The following is an 18,610-nucleotide window of genomic DNA, read 5'->3' on the forward strand; positions in this document are numbered from 1 at the left end:
GGTGGTATTAATGGATCAGGAAGAAGAATTATTAAGAGAACATAAACTTCGCAGACAAGAATTGGAAAATCAAGAAGATGACATTAAAGATTTAGAACGTACAACTCAGCAAATTGCATCAGAAGCTTATTCTGAATTACGCTTTACACTTAGCGATATTTCAGAAAGTGTCGATTCATTAAATGAAGCACGTATAGAATTAGCGCATTTAGAAGAAGATGTATTAGACCAACTTTCTTATGAGAAGAAAAAAGTACAAGAACAAAAAGATGATAATGAAGATTATTACCGAAGAGAGTTAAAGAAGCTAAGAGAGGCGGATTGATTTGTCAGAAGCACTAGAAAAAATAATGAAGCAGTACAGAAAAAATGTACAGAAGACAAAGGTAAAAGCAGTAGGTAGGTCAGGTAATGAGAGTAAGGAAACAAAAAAATCTAAAGTGAAAAAATCAGGTAAAACAGAGTTGAAATCTGCGAAATCATCTATCAAAACTGCTACAAGTGGTTTAGGTGAATCTGTTAAAGGTCAGTTTGGAGATAAGGTTGTTGAAGTACTTGATAATCAGACAAAATTATTAGATGATTTTTAAGATAAGGGATCAAACTCTTACGGGCATGCTTTATCAATAAGTCATAGGAACTGGGTAATATAGAGAAAATATTAGTAAATATTTCATTTAAGGATGGATATCGCAAAGAACAAGGTATTTTTTACATTTTTACAGTATTATCTAGCTAGACTTTATTATTGGTTTTATCCAAAAAAGAAGCAGTTCTTTATGAAAAGATAGCTGAATTAGGCGCTATGGGAGCACCGAGGAGGTATAAAGATCGATTCAACTCATCTTGATAAAATGATGGATGCGATAGATGTGATTCTGTACAAGCGAGCATTTTATTGAAAAGGTTACGTTAGACAAGAAAGAAACTGGCTTAAATTCCATCTGTTTTTTAGTGACGATGTTTTGAAAAAATATGACAATACGGAGCTATTGCAAGCGTACAATGGCTCTTTTTCTTTTTTTTGATAGACAAAATGTATTAGGCAAAGGGGGATATGTTATAATGACTAGAAGAAAATGTTTGAAGAAGTGGTTTGGATGGAGTTTGTAAAAGTAACTGAGTTAAAACAACAATTAAATTCGTTAAGGCCCCGTAATAAAGTTGAAGTGGCGAAATTGAAAGAGATTGATCGAATTGACGAAGTGTATAATAGTAATGCTCTGGAAGGAAATACTATCACGCGTTTTGAGACTAAAATGATCTTATCAGAAGGCATTACTATCTCAGAAAAGTCTTTGAGAGAGTACATAGAGGTGGTTAATCTGAACGAAGCGATTGATTTTGTTGAAGAGCTAGTAAGCTCTAAGCATCACTTAAGTGAGCGCTTGATCAAAGATATTCACCGTATCGTTTACGATAAATTAGCAATGGATAAATCCAATGTTGGTTAATATAGGCGAATTCCTGTTGAGTACGCAGCACTCTTACATGAGAAATTTGTAACTATCCATCCATTTATTGATGGGGATGGTCGAACGGCAAGATTATTGATGAATTTCGCTTTAACGAGGAATGGTTATCCTCCAATAATAGTTAAAGCAGACCCAACCGCCCGGTTAAAGTACAATCGAACATTGGAGGCAGCTCAGGTAGATCGAAACATTGTCCCATTTACAGATTTTATCACTGAATTGGTTATCGAGAAATTAGAAAAATGATTGCGATTTTAAAAATGGGTGAACGCTTAAGTGAAGAGTAATCCAAAACGAAGAGGCCATTCTGATGTAGTGAAATAGCTTCTTTATTTGTATTGAAAGCAATTGTCATGAGGAATTAACGGCATGTAAGTTAAAAAAAGTAGATTATAGAGATGGCTTAAGTCAAAATGTAAACCAATGTAGGAAACAGAATAGCAAACATTGGATATGTGGGGCTAAATAAAAGTCTATGAAGAAAATTTTCTAGTTATTGAGTCACTCAAGTAAGTAGTGAATTCAATTACTTGCCAAGCGAAATTTTGATGAGATAGCAACTTTTACTAATGGATGTGATAGTTTAGAAGTTAGGGGATAAAGCTACGATTATTTGCTATCTTTCAAGTGTTGTTGTTAGTTCCACTGAATTTTTGAGTGATTATTCAAACCCGCACCATAGTAAAAGAGATTAAAAATAGAATGCAAAATATTATGATTTTGTAATGATAAGATGGATTTTAGTGTGTTTAATGACAAAAAAGATAAAATTTATGTCGAAATACCAAAGTCTGCTAACGGATATAGAATGAAATCAGATTATTTAAACACACAGAGCTGAATTGATAATGAAATAGTGAACCAAATACCTATTACTTTTAAGGAGGACAAGATGAAAATAGAGCGCATGTTGACCATTATAGTGATGTTACTAAATAGGAATCGTTTAACTGCAAATGAATTAGCTGAGAAATTTGAAGTTTCAGTTAGAACGATTTACCGAGATATTGAAACAATTAATCTAGCAGGTATTCCTATCATTTCTCATTCTGGAAATAACGGGGGATTCAGTATTTATGAGAATTATAAATTAACTCATCAAGTATTAACGCTTAATAATTTATCTTCACTCCTCTCTGTCCTCAAGGACATTAATTCTACAGTTGACGACATTGAGTTGGAATCATCTATAGAAAAATTACAAAACATTGTTCCTAAAAATAAAGCGGACTACCTTAACCTGCATTCGGAGCAAATCATCATAGACTTACATCCTTATGGTGATTCTCCTAATCAAAAATCTTTGGTTAAAACGATTAGACAGGCTATCACACACACTCGTTTACTGACCATTAGCTACAGAAATTATGATAACGTCACTAGTGAAAGACAAATAGAGCCTATGTCGCTGGTATTCAAAAATTACACTTGGTATTTATTTTCTTATTGTCTTTTAAAAGAAGAATTTAGAGTGTTTAGAGTTTCCCGTATAAGTGATTATCACATTGGGGAGCAATCATTTGAACGTCGAGAAAAATCCTATCATGAAATTACCGCATTAGAAAATGAACAAACAAAATTGATAACCCTTGTCTTAAAAGTTTCTCCTATCATGAAGTCTCGTGTCGAGGATATTTTTAATGAAGATGATATCGAGATCATAGAAACAGGTGAGATCCTTGTGACAGCGACACTCCCTGAAAAAGAGTGGCTATTCTCTCTCATATTTAGTTTTGGTGAGCATATAGAAGTGTTAGCTCCAAGCGATTTTCGTCACACAATTACTTCTAAACTTAGATTAATGGCTAATAAATACAAATAATAATATTTTCAAAGCTGACACACTGTTGTCAAACCTCCATGATACTATTGTTTTTGTAAGTGACTTTCACAGTAATTAGGAGGAGTATATGACAAACAATAATAAATTTCCAACAGCAAAACTTATTTCGGTTAATAGTGTGGAACTAGAAATTTTTGAGGCAGGGCAAGAAAATGGAGGTAAACCGATCATTCTCTGTCACGGATGGCCTGAACATGCCTATTCTTGGAGACATCAAGTAGCTCCTCTAGTAGATGCAGGATATCACGTTATTATTCCAAACCAACGAGGGTATGGTGACTCTTCTTGTCCAAAAGAAGTGACAAACTATGACATTGAACATTTAACAGGTGACCTTGTTGCTCTGTTGGATTATTATCAATATAAAGATGCCATTTTTATGGGGCATGACTGGGGAGCAAGTGTTGTTTGGAGTATGGCTTTGCTACATCCAGAACGTGTTAGCAAAATGATTAATTTGTGCTTACCTTATCAAGTGCGTGGAGATAGACCTTGGATTGATTTTATGGAAGAATTCTTGGGAGAGGATTACTATTTTGTTCACTTTAACAAACAACCAGGTGTAGCAGATGCCATATTAGACCAAAATATCTCTCGATTTTTTAAGAACTTATATCGAAAAAATACACCTGTCCAAGCTTCTGGTGAAGGAATGGAAATGATTAATCTAGCTAAAGCAACGAAACCTTTAGGCGAACCTGCGATGAGTGATGAGGATCTTTCTGTTTATATCTCAGGATTCCAAAAAAATGGTTTTACGCCAAGTATTAATTGGTATAGAAATCTAAATCATAATTGGCATTTATTAGGTGAAGTATCTCCGATAGTTTCTCAGAAAACATTGATGGTTTATGGTGAAAAAGATGTCATTCCGCCACTTCCTAATATAAAAGATTTTGTACCCAATATAGAGGTTAAAACTTTGGATTCTGGTCATTGGATTCAAGAAGAAAAACCGGAAGAGCTTAATCAAATGATTTTGAAATGGCTGGAAAAATGAGTGAAGTAATCTATTTTAACAATAAAAAAGATTTTATTAAGTGGTTAGAAGTTAATCATCAAAGAACTAGTGAGATTTGGTTAGGATTCTTTAAGAAAAAGACTAATAAAGAGAGTCTTACTTGGTCTGAATCTGTCGATTGTGCTTTGTTGTTTGGTTGGATTGACGGAATACGAAAAAAAGTTGATGAAGACCGTTATAAAATTCGTTATACGCCGCGTAAGTTTAATAGTGTGTGGAGTAAAGTTAATGTCGAAAAGGTCAATAAATTGATGGAGTTGAATCAAATGAGGTCTGAAGGATTAAACGTTTTTAATCAAAGAAAGGATAGAACAGGATATTCTTCGGATAATAGGCATGCTAAATTAACGAAAGCGTATGAGAGTAGGATTAAAAAAAATTTACGTTCTTGGGACTTTTTTAATCAGCTCCCTCCTTCTTATAAGAGAGATTCTATTTGGTGGATAATGAGTGCTAAAAAAGAAGAAACTAGGCTAAGAAGATTGGATCGATTAGTAGCTTCTTGGGAAGAAGAAGAAATGTTCAGACCTTAGACTATTATGACTATACATAAATAAACTATATGAATTTTAGAAATTGAGATAATTTATATTTGATGTTATGGTAAACTCATAATTTAGAATTGTTAACTGATGATAAAGAAAAAACTCGCAAATTAACCATAAATCTGAGTGCGATATACTACTTATGACATGCGTATCACAAGTAATGAGGTTTTTCTTTCAGAGTGGCGGTATGATGGGTTTGATAGAAGACACTATGTTTTCTTGAAGATAAAGTTAATAGAAAAAAGGGCTAAACCTTAACACTTCAAGGTTTAGCCCTTTTAGGATTGCGGAAGGCATAAAAGAAATATCCTCTCTTTCTAATAGACCTAGGCCCATTTATAACTTGTTAGTAGTTCTATTCCTTCTTCTTTGCACAGGCCAGACATAACATCAGGAAAGTTAGGACTTTTAGAAAAGACTTCTTCGCTACCAATCATGATATTAGATCCGGCAATTTCAGCTAGCTCTGAATGACTCACACTATATCTCATTTTACCTAATCGAGACCAAACCATTGCGCCAGAACACATACAACAGGGTTCGCAACTAGTATAGAGGGTATAGTCAGATAAATCCGTCACGCCACTTTCGCGGCAAAAGTCTCTTATTAACCCTAGTTCAGCGTGGTTAGTGGGATCAGTATGAGTGTGAATTTGATTATTAGCTTCTTTTACAATCTGGCTATCCTTAACTAAAACAGCACCAAAGGGTTCGTTCCCGTTCTTTTTTGCTAATGTCGCCAAAGCTATGGCTCGTTTCATAAACAATTCTTCATTATCCATTCCAAATCCTCCTTATTTTATGTCCACAGTTAGTCGTGCCAAATAATAGATTTCAATTCATTGGTTATATCGAAACACTCTTTTAGTTAAGCCAATTGTTGCTTTATGAGCGCTATTATTTTGAAAAGGCTACGCTTAAGATTAGTAAATTGAGCAATACGATCATTTTCGGTAAAATCCCGAATAAAGGATGAGTGAGTATCGTTTACTTTGTACTCATAACACAAAGTACAATCTAATAGTAGTTTAAAAATGTAGCTGCATATAATAATTCATCAAATTCAACAAGCGTTATTTTTTTCATTAAGTCACCTCATGGTATTGAATACATTATAAAATGGGTGATTAATATAAGCAACTAATAAGTAAACCATATTTTTATCGAGATTCAATCCATCTATTCTTATAATAGTAGAATCATTAACATGTGATGGGAACTTGATAAGCGTTGAGACGGGGGGAGCAAATTATTAATCCCTGATGTATAAAAAAATAAGACGTGGTTGTTTGTATACTTTTAGACTGTTGTTCAATTAAGCTTCAAAGTGTGGCTCAAGGCTTTGAAGCTGTGCATGATTCCTTAATCAATCCATCAGGTATCCTTACATGACCGATAGACAGTTGATATTGCTGAAGCAAGAACAGTAACCCCCTTCATAAACTAACGGCATTGAGAACGAGTCCAGTCAAATAGGAGCCTTCCCAGTGGCTGGCTCCTAGTAAACAATTGGCTCGTATTCCGCTGAATGTTTCCAAAAATAGAACCGTCAGCGTAACAAACTAGAGACACTTTTATTTCACTTCGTGATGTTGGTTTAGAGTATCAAATGATACTTAATATAGTAATAACGGTCATAACCTTTTTTATAACATTCGCTTACCTCGATGCCTTTTATACCCGTAACCTAAGATGACAATCCCAATAACGATTAGGCTAGCTAAAATATACCAAGGGACTCCTGTCTGTTCTACGATCAAGCCTTCATTTAAAGCCCTCGATTCCCTGCCAGTAATGGTAAAGTCTTCCTGCCACGTTTCATTAATACCGCTTATTTCAGACACCGCAAGAATCTCGATGCGATATTTTCCAGCCTTAAGAGCCTTACTTCCTATCAAAATACTGGGGTGAAAGTTACTGTTTGGTGCAACTTCCAACTTATTATTATGTTGCTCGACAATTAATTTTTTATCTTGTTTAGTCGATAGTTTATAAGTGAGCGACAAATCACGAATAATGGTGGAGGTAGGGTTGATGAACCCTGCTGTTAACTCTGATTTGGTCCCGTTATTTGTGACCTTCAATCCATCATAAACTAATTTGGCTGTTATTTGGCTTGTTTTAACATCGATTTTGATCGGTATATTGTATGCAAACTGATTAACGACCCCGGTGGGATTGTCATTACCTTTTGTTTGCTCATAGACATTGATAGCGCCCAATAACTGTCCTGAAAAATCCCCTACTGCAACTGCCAGTTGTAATTCAACGTTACCTGACTCTTTTGCTTTAATAGTATGGAGCTCTTCAACATCAATCTGTTGAGATAATTTTATTTTTTGAGATTTATCGTACTCATGTTGCGTATCATAGCTGATATCACCTAAATCTGTTGTCATTCCATCTAAAACAGATAGATGAAAGGTCTTATCCTCATCGCTGTCGTTAATAATCATTACTTCTATTTGTTGATTTATATCCTGATCTGTCTGGAGATGAAAATATTCTGAGGTACTAGGTAATTGATTTTGTGGTAAAACAGGCATGACATAAAAGGAAGTCTCCTCGTCAGCATTTACTGAGTACGCCATTAAAAGACTGCCTATTGTTAGAATCAGGATACTCATTAGTGATTGTTTAATCGTCATTCTATCCCTCCGATATAAATTTAAGTCCGAAGCGCTTATTTTTTTAATAACTTTTTACTACTAAGAAGTATCAACCAACCCCCTAGTAAAATTAAAAGTATGTTTTCTACTGGTTTTTCATTCGTTTGAGGTAAAGGTTTGGTTTGTTTAGTGGGCATCTCGCTAACTGATTGGCTAGTTGTTTCGTTGTTTTCAACCTCAACAATGGCAGAGCTAACAGCACTTTGCCCTTTAGCCGTGACTGGAACCAGTAAAATGACTAAACACATCATCCCTTTCATAAGTAGTTTGACGGTCAGTGGCTTATATCTCATGATGGTCTCCTTAGTTAGCTATTCCAATTCAGAAAAGCACCATAAACCTTAAGCTTATGGTACTTTTCCTGACAATTAAATTAAACTTTCGGTGTTAATGTCCATATTGCATTGGTTCCATATACGCCTGTTTGTAAATTATCAATATTTCCAATAGTTAATTGAGGATTCAGTGTAATGCCTTTGTTTTGAGCATTTCCCTCCTGGTAACTTACGGAAAATACTTCTTTTTCAGTCGTGTTTGTTAAGTCTACTGGGCCGTTGATGCTTATCGTGTTGTCGTTAGTGGTCGGTTGTAATCGAATGCCTAATTCATTTAATAAAAATCCTTTATTACCAAAGGGACCATCTGATAATTTAACTCTCACTGACCAGTCATTTTTTTCTAATGCACCTGATCGTGTGTCGACAACTGATATTTTTGATAACCCTTTTTCTTTCTCATCAATGAGAGTTGGTTGGTTTTTAGTGTCTAATTTATCGAAGACAATACTTGCATCCATATTCGCTGTTTCAGCGAAACGGACTGTCCCAGCAAATAAAGGACTAACAACTTCAACGATGGCATTTGAATTTATATTATCGTCATTCCCGGTTTTAATCGGTGGCATCACAATAGGGCCTTCTTGCTCATTGCCAAAGGTAAATTCTAGTGGAAGTGTTTCTGTATACGGTTCATGTTCAACTGTAATTGTAATATCGTCACCAGCTGCGTTTTTACCATTTCGTTGATAAGTAAATCGTTTGTCATTTAATTCCGTTAGCTCCAAAGTTGCCGCATAACGCCCTAAAGAGAAGTGAGTTCTCTCTTTGTTACCGTTAATTACGTCAAAGTATCCGAAATCATTTCGCGAGTTACCTTCCGTATCAAAAAACTCATAACGGCCACTTTGGCTATCGTAACGGGCTAACCCAAGATAACCTCGGTTATAATCAGACACATCATTTCCCTGCTGATCTTTAGCCACTGTTCCTTGCCAAAAAGTGGAAGATAATATATCACGTCCATATCTAGTCTTATCGATGACACCAGTACTAGTGGTTAAAGATGGGGGCGCCATTGTAAAGGTTAATTGACCTTCATAAGGAACATGTTCAACGTAAACTTGTCCGCGAGAATTATCTTTTTGAATGCCATCTCGTCGATAAGTGAATTTTTCATGATCAAGTCGAACCATGTCAACCACTGCATTGTAGTTAGCCGATTGTGACATTAAAATTCGTTTCTTGCCGTCTTGTGTAATAAAGAAAACACCTCTATCACCTCTGGTTTCATTCGTGACTTTATCAAAAAATTCATAACGATTGGTTTCAGCATCATATCTGGCTCGACCAATAAACCCACTGTTACTAGCTGTAACATCATTCCCTTGTTCGTCGTAAACAAACGTCCCTTCCCAATTTGTTGCCCCAAGCACCTGATTTGGTTCAAATTCAGTGGCTAAGGCTGTTCTGCTACCTAAAATAATCATTAGAATAGCCATCAAAAAGGTTGTAAATGTCTTCTCTTGTGTTTTCATTTTTTTCCTCCTTATATATCGGTTAATTATTAGTATACACAACGATTATGTACAGCAAATAAATAATGATGAACTGTTGATTAATTATTTATTAATAGGGTATAAACTTAAAATAGACTATTTGATTCGGTTAAAATAAAACGATTTTGAATAAGTTGTATTGATATCATTTTTATCAAATTAGAAAAAACGCATTACTCATGTATCAAAATAGAAAGGTGTCTGTCTATACGCCATAGATAAGATAGACACCTTTCTTCCTTGTGTAACTTCAACGATAGGAGTAGTTTCTCCATGGAATGTCAAAACATCTAATTCTAAGTGAGACCTTATTTCTTGCTTGTAAGCAGTTCATTTCTTATAAATAGGTCATATCAACTGTCTTTAGAAGTAACTTTTTTAGATTAGTATTGTCTTATAATACGTCATTTCACTTACTTAGAAAGGTTGTCAGACGATTTACAATGTTATTTATAGAAGCATCGAGAAAAGGAGAGAAACCATGGAAACAGCAATGAGGAAATTCAAACTGATATATTTGTCACTTATATTTGCAGTTGTAATGGTGATAACATTTACACCCAAAGTTGATGCTGTCGAAAAAGAGGTTTCAAATTGGGGAGACTTTCAATCGGCGCTCATAGAAACAAGTGTGGATAAAATCATCATAATGAAACCTTTCTCAGCAGGCACCGCATTGGGAACTGTGAGTCGAAAATTAACAATCGAAGGAAACAACCATTTAATTGGATTTGGGGCAAGAACCATCACCTTAGCGGCAGGATCTGATGTAGTGGTAAACAATCTCTATTTTACAGGGACCTCAATGCTTTTTAATGGACGGAACGCTAATTTGACCTTTACTGGTAATTTAAAAAGTGATCAAACAAATAATGCTAGGATTGCTAATTTTGACAATCGACAGGAAAGTTCAGTGGTCTTCGATAGAGCAAATGTGGAGTATGACCAAACCTCAAGTACTACACCAGGTGTGATGGCTAAGTTGTTTACAATTACTAACCAGAGTGTCGTTAATTCTGAAACAACGTCATTTTTTGAAACAACGGCTGATGATAGTGTTATTACCATTAACGAAGGGTCGAAAGTAACAACCAATAGCTATAAGAGTGGTAATAATACATCTGGTCAAGTTTGGAAATTTACAAATAAAGCGACAGCGACTATCCAAGGTGAAGGAACGGAATTCAATTCTTCGGGTAACGTCTACACCAGTGGAAATAACGGGGCGTTATTCACGATGGATTCCGATGATTCTCAAATCAATGTTCTGGATGGTGCCAAAATGAATCTATACAGTGAGCGGACGACTGCTCTTGTTATGTATAGTCGTGGGGGCTCATTTAATGTGAAGAATAATGCTGAATTAAAATTTACATCAGACGGAAATTACAATGGATATGGTGGCACCATTCGCTTTAGAATACGTGGACAAAATGAATTTAATGTGGAAAATAAGTCAAAAATTGAAATTGTGAAAACAGGAAAAAATAACAGCAGTCAAACGACTATCCTCCCACCTGCCATTAGGATGTCTGGTGCAGGTAATAAAGTAAATGTTAGCGGTGGTTCAGATTTTATCTTACGAAATGAAGGGAATCTAAGTAGGACATACACTAACCCCGGTTCTGATAGCGCCAACCAAGGCATCCTATTTAATGCTGGGACTGGCAATTCATTTACATTAGCGGGAGAGGACTCTAGTGTGGATATCCAAGCGAATTATGGTGCGGCAATCGATGCTAAGGGGGCTGACTTGGATATAACGGCAGGAAAGGGAACTTACTTCGTCACACGTGGGGCAACCAATAGTCGAACAGCAGCTATCTTTAATGCAGGAGTAATGAATGTGACGATGGATGAGCCCAAATATTTTGATTTTATCAACTACCGTGGCGTGGTTTTTGATAGCGATGCAGGCTCAACCTTCAACTCAACAAACTCAGATTTATCCGTTTGGAACGTCATGGAAAACCTGTCAGGTAATCCCTTGAAATCCTGGACCTTGATTGACTATGCTTTACGCGGGGTTAACTTTTCAACGGTGGTTTCTTCAAGTGACCCAAATTTTGCGACGGAATTTGGGAATATGAATCACTATGGTCGCATTACTGCAAATAATCAAACAGCTCAAGTAGATAAAATTCATATTCCAACTAATGCAGATAAATATGTCTATGCACACGCGATTGTTCCAGAAGGGAAAACAGATGAACTAAGAGACGCCTTTACTGATGAAGTTAACATACGATTAGAAGTTGATAAGGCAGATGGAGCACTTTCTTTTGAAGGAGTTGGAAAAACCATCGGTAAAACGGATGATTCTGATGGTTTGGTCATTTACGATGAACCTGCTGCAGCGGGATGGGTAAAAATTCCAGTACCGAATGATCAATTTATTCAGACGGATGAGACGGTTAAAGTGATGGCGGCTTGGCGAGGAACGGCGGCTGAAAACTCCGGCAAGGTTCATATCAGCACACCAGAGGAGTTGACTAAAGAGATTGTGAAAACAATCAATGTCACGCCACCTCATAAGGTGAAAACACAAACAAAACTTTCTAACGCGACAAAACAAATTAGTGGAACAAGTGATAAAGAAGGGGCGACTGTTTTTTTAAAAGTGAACGGTGAGTGGTTGCATAACGGCGATTCTGAAGTTGTTCAAACAACGGTGAAAGATGGTAATTGGTTAGTCAATCTTCCTGGCTATTTAGAAAAAGAAGCATTATTAGATATTTATATTAAAGACCATACTGAGTTGCCAACAGATATACCTTATGTTTTACCAGCGACTTATACCATGGAGCCAAATAACCAATGGGGAAACCTCAGTGTTAATGTTGAGGGCTACAATACATATGAAGGCTATCATGATGCGATTAAGGAGAGTCGTTTTGATCCCGCACTGCGTTTAATAACGGTGGATGTTTTGCCCGATGCGCCTAAACTAACAAAAACATACAGCTCAACAGGAGGCAGCACGGTTCAAGTGGGAGATACATTAACATACACCTTGACAGTCAAAAATGATAAGCCTGCTACGTTAGTAACAGATTGGAAAAATGTTGTTTTAACAGATCCTTTACCAGAAGGCTTGATTTTTAATAAAGAACAAGCCAATGTGATGATTAATGGACGTGAGATTGATGAGTCAACTTACACCTACGATGAGGTGACCAGAATGCTGACACTTAGGGTGGGAGACTTAGACTCACAAATGTCGGTTGAAGTTAGCTTTGATGTCCAAGTGGACACATCATCAGTGGGCAGACCTATCGTAAATAAAGCAACAGCTATCGGAAATTCACCAAGAGAAAAGGCGTTTGTTGTAGGCCCTGAAAATGTCGACCATGAGAAAGCAACCTATTCTGCCTCAGGTGAAGTCACGACGTCTGACGTTTTTGGTACGGTGAAACTTGTATCTGCTCCAAGTTTGTTTGATTTTGGAACATTGGAATATCACGGTGGAGCTATTGAAAAAAAACAAGCGGAAAATTTAGCGAGTCAAGCGGGATTAGTTGTTTCTGATAGTCGCGCGAATCAATCTCAGTGGACTCTTTCAGTTAAAGTTAAAACGCCCTTGACATCAACTAAGGATAACGTTTTAGGAGAGGCCTTAAGATACAGACGATCCGATTCGGATGAACTAATCTTAAGTGAGTCTGCTCAAGAAATTTTTAAACGCGATGAAGGAGGTGATGCCACAATTAGCGATTCATGGTCTGAAGACGGTAGTGGATTAGGCCTTTATATCTCAGCAAGCGATGCGGTAAATCTAGGTACCTATACTGGTGAGCTAATTTGGTCTTTGGAATCTAGTCCATAGAAGGGAGAAAACGATGAAAAAACTAAAAAAAATCGTTTTAAGTAGTTTATTACTGTTTGCTTTCTCTTTCGCCGTAAGTGGATTGGTAGCCAATGCGACATCTAATGCGGGGGGGAGTGCTTCGGTCGAAGGGAAAATTATCTTTTATGAAGATCGATCACAACCTGAAAAACCGACTGAATCAGTTCAACCACCGTTGCGACTTCCACAAGCAGGTGAAAAATCGGAAGGTTATCAGCAGTTAGGAGTCTGTCTGTTAATTTTATTTGGAGGCTTTCTGGTCATTAAAAAGTGTAAAGAGGTGTTAGCGAATGACTGCTAAGTTATATCGAAGGATGAGCCTAGTTCTTTTCCCCTTTTTTTTACTCTTGCCACAGTATATTGCTCAAGCAGATCAATTGAATGAAGAGGGAAGGGTGACAGTTAAAGGGGCAGGGATCACGATACCGACAGATCCTGAGAAACCGGGTGAACCGGTGAACCCAGGTCCTGGTCCCTCAACAGAAGGTAGCTTAAGAATTGATTTTATCTCAAATTTAAATTTCGGACGAGTAGAGATAACTGATAAAAAAAGACAATTTTTTTCTCAAGCACAGTTATTTCACAGTGATACGAATCCAAGAGGCTATTACATTCAAATTACAGATGAAAGACAACGTGCGGATGGCTGGACCCTTCAAGTCAAGCAAGAGTATCAGTTTAGAAATACGGTAATTGCACATAAGAGCCAACAAGAATTAAAGGGATCTGTCTTATCCTTTGATAATGGTTGGGCCAATTCACTTGGAGCAAGTGTCATGAAAGCACCGACTGTGACTCGAGATACGATTGAATTAAATTCGATTGGTGAATCTTACGAAGTGGCAAAGGCAGAAAATAGGACGGGAATGGGAATTTGGACCATTGAGTTTGGAGCCTCTGAGACTAATGATACACATCAAAAAGTCACATTAAGCCCCTTAAAAGATACGAACAACGAACCTATCCTGGATCCTAATTATCAGAAACAGGCATATAGTAACTCAGCGGTAAGTTTGACAGTGCCAAATGAAACCGCGATTTTCCCAGTAGAATATGAGACGGAGATAACTTGGACATTAGCCAAGTTGCCTTAATAGATAAAAAAATAGGAGGAATTTCACATGAAAATTCAACAAGTATTAACAACAGTGACAATAGCGTCATTAGGATTAGTATTATTAGCACCAAATGCTTTAGCCGCAACAGGTGTCGTAGGAGGTAATTTACCATCCGCTGGAACAGTGACAGTTAAGGAAGGTGAAGCTGGCGGCGGAGAAGACAAAAAAGATCCAGAAGATCCAGATAAAGAGGTTGAAACCGATCCAGGAGAAGTAACAGAAAATCCAGATACTGGCTCACTCATTATCCAAGCCGTTTCCAATTTAAGATTTGGTGAAATTAAAACAGGTGTCACGGCTCAAACGCCTTTTGCAAAACCAACGATGATAAAGCCCGTTGATGATAGTGGTGTGGCGGGAACTGCTGTTGAACGAGGGAATTACATTCAGTGGGCGGATATTCGCGGTGGTGAAACAAACTTTGGTTATACATTGTCGGCTGCATTAACACAACAGTTTGTCAATGATGCCGATGCTGAGTTAACTGCAAGTACGATCTCATTTAATAACGGCATGATGAATTCTTCTGCAACGTATGCTAATTGGGGAAATTTAGATAAAACCGCATTCGTTTTGAGTGAAGAGGGTGGTTCTCAAAATGTCGTAACGGCAGACAAGGATACTAAAAAGGGGAAAGGTGAATATTTTGTTGAATTTGGTCAATCGGCAGCTTGGGATACAGCTAATCATCCCGGGACTGGCGGGCAAGCAAATACAGCAGCGAATTCTGTTCAACTAACTGTTCCTAAAGCAACTGCCTCAACGATGGCAGTCGGTGATTATGAAGGCATTGTTACGTGGACTTTAGCTGCTACATTATAATTAATTGAAGAACCAATTAACGGATATAAGTCGAGTGAACAGCTTATATCCGTTATAAAATAAGTCATTAAAGACGACGTGGAAGGATTTTTTTTATGAAAAAACGTTCAAAAATAACCATATTTTTATTGATTTCATTTGTTTTATTTCCATTACTAGGACATCCTATTTTTGCGGATAATGTAAAGGAAAATCCCGCAGGAGCTGTTGGTTTTACATACAGTATTGACTATCCGAGTAATCAAATCCAAGAAGCTGGATATTTTGATTTGTTGATGACTCCCGATCAGAAACAAACTGTCAAAATAAAGTTGTCTAACCCATCAGCTAAAAAAGTAAAAGTTTTGGTGGGAATCAACGGAGCTAAAACAAATAAAAATGGAGTCGTTGAGTTTGGTGATACAGAGATTAAAAATGATAAATCCTTAAAGTTTGCTTTTGAAGACATTATCAAAGGTCCAAAAGAAGTAAGCTTGGCACCAGGAGAGAGTAAGGATTTAGAGCTAGAGATAACGATGCCCAAAACAGAATTTGATGGCGTGATTCTTGGTGGCATCCGATTAATTCGAGATGATTCAGCGGACCAAAAAGCAGGTATCTCAGGTGCCCAAATTAAGAATAAATATCAATATATTATCGGCATGACACTCCAAGTTAATCAGCATAAAGTCATGCCAGCATTAGAGTTAAATAGCGTCTACGCCGATCAGTTCAATTACCAAAATACGGTCTTTATTAACTTTTCAAATACAAAAGCGGCTATGCTAAGCGATATGTCAATTGAAGTTCAAATAAGTAAACAAGGGGAAGGTAACGTATTATATGAGACGAAGAAAAAGGGGATGCGTCTGGCTCCTAATTCATTTATCGATTTTCCGGTCAGCATGCAAGGAGAACGAATGGTTGCAGGAAATTATAGCGCTCATATCTTAGTTCAAGGCTCTGATGATGTCAGAGAGGAGTGGACCAAGGACTTCGAAATTACCAAAGAAGAAGCGGATAAGTTTAATACTCGCGATGTCGGTCTAGTTGCAGAAAAAGGAATTAATTGGCTTGTGATCACTCTAATCGCAGGTGGTGCGATACTTGGCATTGGTTTAATTTATTGGTTGCTCACCATTATAAAAACGAACCAAAAAAACAATAAAGTGTCAAAAAAAATCTCTAATCGTAGAAAAAAATCAAGGTAAGGAAAAGAGGAAAAGATAGTGGAAGAGCTAGAGCTAGTTTTAATCGGATTAATCGCTGCTTCGATCGTTATGGTCTTCTTCTCTTTCTTATTGTTTTTTCGAAATGTTCAAGTGACAAAAGACATTCAGCGTTTGAACGCTCGATCAACCAGTAGCAGCCGTAGAAAGAAAAAAATACGCCAAACAATTATCAAATTAAAAGGGATAAAGTATTCGAGAGTTAAAAAAGTGATTTTTTTTATGTCCCTATCAGTGATCCTAATGGCAAGTTCATTTGCCTTAAAATCATACATCTCTAGAAGTATGTCAGGTGAGGATGGTGATACCTTGGCACAAGCGTATTATCTGGTTAGAAATTTTGAAGAACAGGTCGAGTTTGCTGCAATAAAAAGTGAGGAAGAAGAGAAAGTCGTCCGTAATATTAATTATTTAGCTACAGCCATGGCAAGTTATGGCGTGTATACTGCCAGCTATTTAAATTCTGAAGAAGGACAGCTCGCATTAAATAAGTATTATGGTGCCATTAAGGAACTAGGTATTAATAATACGGCGATGGCAAATGAGCTTTATGGTAATCAAGTATTGGCGGAGGAAACACGGAAAGATATTAAGCGCATTAAAGCCTATGAAAAAAAAGTAGTTGACTATTATCAAATTGATACCTCTGTTTTAGAAAAAAAGTAGGGGCTCATTATGGGAAAAAAAAGTCGTAAAAAACAATACAAACAAATCTCCAAGGGGAAAAAAAGAGGAAAAAAGTACCTGGTTAAACCCAAAATAATAAATATAAGAAGGTTGATGGCAGCTTTCGTGATATGGTTATTGATTATGGCCGTTATTTTGTCATTTTTTTTCTCTGTAACACGAATAAGAGGGTATGGCATGATTCCTAATTTTAGAGATAAGGACATCGTGCTGTTGAATAAACGTCAGCCAATTAAACGTTTTGATGTTGTCCAATGTGAGCTGGGGAGAGGGAAAAATTTACTTCGTGTTATTGGCTTGCCAGGTGATAAAGTGGCATATAAACATGATGAGTTATTCATTAATGATGAACAAATCGATGAAAAACATTTAATAAGAGAAATTAACGAAGCACGTAAAAATAGTGGTGTTTACACCGAAGATTTCACTAATCAATTATTGGGTGATTCTCTAGTAGTTCCTGTAGGAAGTTACATACTTTTAGGGGATAACCGGAAACATACTAATGATAGTCGTTTATATGGTTACGTCACTTCTGATCAAATAAAAGGAGTTGTTGTCTATCGGTTGTTCCCTTTTGCAAAGGAAAAACATGCATAAGAACAAAATAACGGATTAGGAGGTGGATATATGAATTCGATGGTTTACTTCAATACGGAACTTAGTGAGGTTGAAAAAACTCGCCTATTAGTAAGTTTGAAAAAAGAAGGAATTAAGGATGATGAAATCATTAGCATGGTGTCACTTAATAATCAGGCAAGCATTAATGAATTATTGCAAGTCCTTCAGTACTCAAAAGAGCTTAGAGTCTATGATTATCAATCATTATCCTTAACTATTTTTGAATTTAGCAAGTTGTATACAGTTCTGGAAAAGAATCAAATTGTCTTGCGATTTATAAAGGAGAAGGAGGCGTTTTTAGATATTTTTCAATTAGTCATCGTTCAGGAAAAGTCAGTGTCTTCAAAACGAATGAAAGAATCTGCTAGGGAGGCCAAAAAAAATAATCGGACTTGGGGCCGACCAACAATTGATCAAACCATTCAAAAAAAAATTTACCGGCTCTATCATATTGAAAAGAAACCCATTCGTGAGGTAGCTAGATATTGCAATGTGTCAGTTGGGACCGTGTCTAAGTATATTAAGATGGAGAATTAATAAAGCTTGAGTTAGTTAGGGAATACTCAATTAAACATGAATAGTAACCGCAGGCCCACTCACAAAATCTAGCACCTAGTATGAAGGCTATCTGTCAGTAAAAGTTTGGTTACGAGCAATGTCGATAGTTAATCAATACGTTTCCCTTGAACACTATCTGGTTGCTATGTTCAGATGGCGATGTAATTAAATGTTTTTTTTGTCTGTTTTATGGGGATCAAAAGGTGTGATGTAGGGCATTCTATTTATAGGAACACGCAATTATTTACTCAATAAAAGGAGCGCCAATTGATTAGTGAAACCTGTTATTGCGCCAGAGGAAATGTTTAAATGACGTTAACTAAACGAGATGTCAGCTAGTGTCAATTAGGTGGAGAAAG

The 18,610-nt window shown here is 36.6% G+C and carries 19 protein-coding genes; 15 read left to right on the forward strand and 4 right to left on the reverse strand.

All coding sequences use genetic code 11. From position 1 onward, the window contains the following. Positions 1-10: 10 nt before the first annotated feature. From RWN13_RS03585 to RWN13_RS03615, 7 genes are all read left to right on the forward strand, one after another. Positions 11-325: a hypothetical protein gene (locus RWN13_RS03585; RefSeq protein WP_314060588.1), complete on the forward strand. Its 315-nt coding sequence runs from the start codon at positions 11-13 to the stop codon at positions 323-325. 1 nt (position 326) lies between these two features. Continuing rightward, positions 327-590, forward strand: coding sequence for a hypothetical protein (locus tag RWN13_RS03590; RefSeq protein WP_314060591.1), 264 nt, complete (start codon positions 327-329; stop codon positions 588-590). Positions 591-1,100: 510 nt separating this feature from the next. Further along, the gene (locus tag RWN13_RS03595; protein WP_314060593.1) at positions 1,101-1,454 is read left to right on the forward strand and encodes a hypothetical protein; all 354 of its coding nucleotides are present in this window, start codon (positions 1,101-1,103) and stop codon (positions 1,452-1,454) included. A 9-nt stretch (positions 1,455-1,463) separates the two neighbouring features. After that, positions 1,464-1,721 carry a Fic family protein gene (locus RWN13_RS03600; protein ID WP_314061002.1) on the forward strand — a complete coding sequence of 86 codons (258 nt, stop codon included), beginning with the start codon at positions 1,464-1,466 and terminating at the stop codon, positions 1,719-1,721. 646 nt (positions 1,722-2,367) lie between these two features. After that, positions 2,368-3,297 carry a YafY family protein gene (locus RWN13_RS03605; RefSeq protein WP_314060596.1) on the forward strand — a complete coding sequence of 310 codons (930 nt, stop codon included), beginning with the start codon at positions 2,368-2,370 and terminating at the stop codon, positions 3,295-3,297. Between the two features lie 88 nt (positions 3,298-3,385). Continuing rightward, positions 3,386-4,318, forward strand: coding sequence for an alpha/beta hydrolase (locus RWN13_RS03610; protein WP_314060598.1), 933 nt, complete (start codon positions 3,386-3,388; stop codon positions 4,316-4,318). Beyond that, a complete protein-coding gene (locus tag RWN13_RS03615; RefSeq protein WP_314060600.1) occupies positions 4,303-4,872 on the forward strand; it encodes a YdeI/OmpD-associated family protein in 570 nt (189 codons plus the stop codon). Before RWN13_RS03610 ends, RWN13_RS03615 begins: the two co-directional genes overlap by 16 nt. A 341-nt stretch (positions 4,873-5,213) precedes the next feature. Here the strand turns inward: RWN13_RS03615 and RWN13_RS03620 are convergent, their stop codons facing one another. From RWN13_RS03620 to RWN13_RS03635, 4 genes are all read right to left on the reverse strand, one after another. Next, the gene (locus tag RWN13_RS03620) at positions 5,214-5,669 is read right to left on the reverse strand and encodes a nucleoside deaminase (protein WP_314060602.1); all 456 of its coding nucleotides are present in this window, start codon (positions 5,667-5,669) and stop codon (positions 5,214-5,216) included. A gap of 864 nt (positions 5,670-6,533) precedes the next feature. Beyond that, on the reverse strand, positions 6,534-7,535 hold the full coding sequence (locus RWN13_RS03625) for a WxL protein host-binding domain-containing protein (protein WP_314060604.1): 1,002 nt from the start codon (positions 7,533-7,535) through the stop codon (positions 6,534-6,536). Positions 7,536-7,570: 35 nt separating this feature from the next. Beyond that, positions 7,571-7,849 (reverse strand): hypothetical protein, encoded by a 279-nt coding sequence (locus tag RWN13_RS03630; protein ID WP_314060607.1) that lies wholly within the window; start codon positions 7,847-7,849, stop codon positions 7,571-7,573. A gap of 80 nt (positions 7,850-7,929) precedes the next feature. Further along, positions 7,930-9,369, reverse strand: a complete 1,440-nt coding sequence (locus RWN13_RS03635; RefSeq protein ID WP_314060609.1) for a DUF4822 domain-containing protein — start codon at positions 9,367-9,369, stop codon at positions 7,930-7,932. Between the two features lie 502 nt (positions 9,370-9,871). Between RWN13_RS03635 and RWN13_RS03640 the strand changes: the two genes are divergently transcribed. From RWN13_RS03640 to RWN13_RS03675, 8 genes are all read left to right on the forward strand, one after another. Beyond that, entirely contained in the window at positions 9,872-13,216 is a 3,345-nt protein-coding gene (locus tag RWN13_RS03640) for an isopeptide-forming domain-containing fimbrial protein (protein ID WP_314060611.1), read from the forward strand. A 13-nt stretch (positions 13,217-13,229) separates the two neighbouring features. Continuing rightward, positions 13,230-13,538: an LPXTG cell wall anchor domain-containing protein gene (locus RWN13_RS03645; protein WP_314060613.1), complete on the forward strand. Its 309-nt coding sequence runs from the start codon at positions 13,230-13,232 to the stop codon at positions 13,536-13,538. Beyond that, positions 13,528-14,331, forward strand: coding sequence for a WxL domain-containing protein (locus RWN13_RS03650; RefSeq protein ID WP_314060615.1), 804 nt, complete (start codon positions 13,528-13,530; stop codon positions 14,329-14,331). The genes RWN13_RS03645 and RWN13_RS03650 overlap by 11 nt, the downstream gene beginning before the upstream one ends. A gap of 27 nt (positions 14,332-14,358) precedes the next feature. After that, positions 14,359-15,177, forward strand: coding sequence for a WxL domain-containing protein (locus tag RWN13_RS03655; protein WP_314060616.1), 819 nt, complete (start codon positions 14,359-14,361; stop codon positions 15,175-15,177). 95 nt (positions 15,178-15,272) lie between these two features. After that, positions 15,273-16,367 carry a DUF916 and DUF3324 domain-containing protein gene (locus tag RWN13_RS03660; RefSeq protein ID WP_314060618.1) on the forward strand — a complete coding sequence of 365 codons (1,095 nt, stop codon included), beginning with the start codon at positions 15,273-15,275 and terminating at the stop codon, positions 16,365-16,367. Between the two features lie 18 nt (positions 16,368-16,385). Further along, entirely contained in the window at positions 16,386-17,051 is a 666-nt protein-coding gene (locus RWN13_RS03665) for a hypothetical protein (RefSeq protein ID WP_314060621.1), read from the forward strand. A 9-nt stretch (positions 17,052-17,060) separates the two neighbouring features. After that, positions 17,061-17,672: a signal peptidase I gene (gene lepB, locus RWN13_RS03670; protein WP_314060623.1), complete on the forward strand. Its 612-nt coding sequence runs from the start codon at positions 17,061-17,063 to the stop codon at positions 17,670-17,672. Between the two features lie 30 nt (positions 17,673-17,702). Further along, positions 17,703-18,230 (forward strand): sigma factor-like helix-turn-helix DNA-binding protein, encoded by a 528-nt coding sequence (locus RWN13_RS03675; protein WP_314060624.1) that lies wholly within the window; start codon positions 17,703-17,705, stop codon positions 18,228-18,230. The last annotated feature ends 380 nt before the right edge of the window (positions 18,231-18,610 follow it).

It is taken from the genome of uncultured Vagococcus sp., from assembly GCF_963518325.1.
In the GTDB taxonomy this organism is placed as follows: Bacteria; Bacillota; Bacilli; order Lactobacillales; family Vagococcaceae; genus Vagococcus_D.

Coding starts and splice junctions, on each gene's coding strand:
- RWN13_RS03585 (WP_314060588.1), top strand. CDS start 11: ATGGATCAGGAAGAAGAATTATTAAGAGAACATAAACTTCGCAGACAA.
- RWN13_RS03595 (WP_314060593.1), top strand. CDS start 1,101: ATGGAGTTTGTAAAAGTAACTGAGTTAAAACAACAATTAAATTCGTTA.
- RWN13_RS03605 (WP_314060596.1), top strand. CDS start 2,368: ATGAAAATAGAGCGCATGTTGACCATTATAGTGATGTTACTAAATAGG.
- RWN13_RS03610 (WP_314060598.1), top strand. CDS start 3,386: ATGACAAACAATAATAAATTTCCAACAGCAAAACTTATTTCGGTTAAT.
- RWN13_RS03615 (WP_314060600.1), top strand. CDS start 4,303: ATGGCTGGAAAAATGAGTGAAGTAATCTATTTTAACAATAAAAAAGAT.
- RWN13_RS03620 (WP_314060602.1), bottom strand. CDS start 5,669: ATGGATAATGAAGAATTGTTTATGAAACGAGCCATAGCTTTGGCGACA.
- RWN13_RS03625 (WP_314060604.1), bottom strand. CDS start 7,535: ATGACGATTAAACAATCACTAATGAGTATCCTGATTCTAACAATAGGC.
- RWN13_RS03630 (WP_314060607.1), bottom strand. CDS start 7,849: ATGAGATATAAGCCACTGACCGTCAAACTACTTATGAAAGGGATGATG.
- RWN13_RS03635 (WP_314060609.1), bottom strand. CDS start 9,369: ATGAAAACACAAGAGAAGACATTTACAACCTTTTTGATGGCTATTCTA.
- RWN13_RS03640 (WP_314060611.1), top strand. CDS start 9,872: ATGGAAACAGCAATGAGGAAATTCAAACTGATATATTTGTCACTTATA.
- RWN13_RS03645 (WP_314060613.1), top strand. CDS start 13,230: ATGAAAAAACTAAAAAAAATCGTTTTAAGTAGTTTATTACTGTTTGCT.
- RWN13_RS03650 (WP_314060615.1), top strand. CDS start 13,528: ATGACTGCTAAGTTATATCGAAGGATGAGCCTAGTTCTTTTCCCCTTT.
- RWN13_RS03655 (WP_314060616.1), top strand. CDS start 14,359: ATGAAAATTCAACAAGTATTAACAACAGTGACAATAGCGTCATTAGGA.
- RWN13_RS03660 (WP_314060618.1), top strand. CDS start 15,273: ATGAAAAAACGTTCAAAAATAACCATATTTTTATTGATTTCATTTGTT.
- lepB (WP_314060623.1), top strand. CDS start 17,061: ATGGGAAAAAAAAGTCGTAAAAAACAATACAAACAAATCTCCAAGGGG.
- RWN13_RS03675 (WP_314060624.1), top strand. CDS start 17,703: ATGAATTCGATGGTTTACTTCAATACGGAACTTAGTGAGGTTGAAAAA.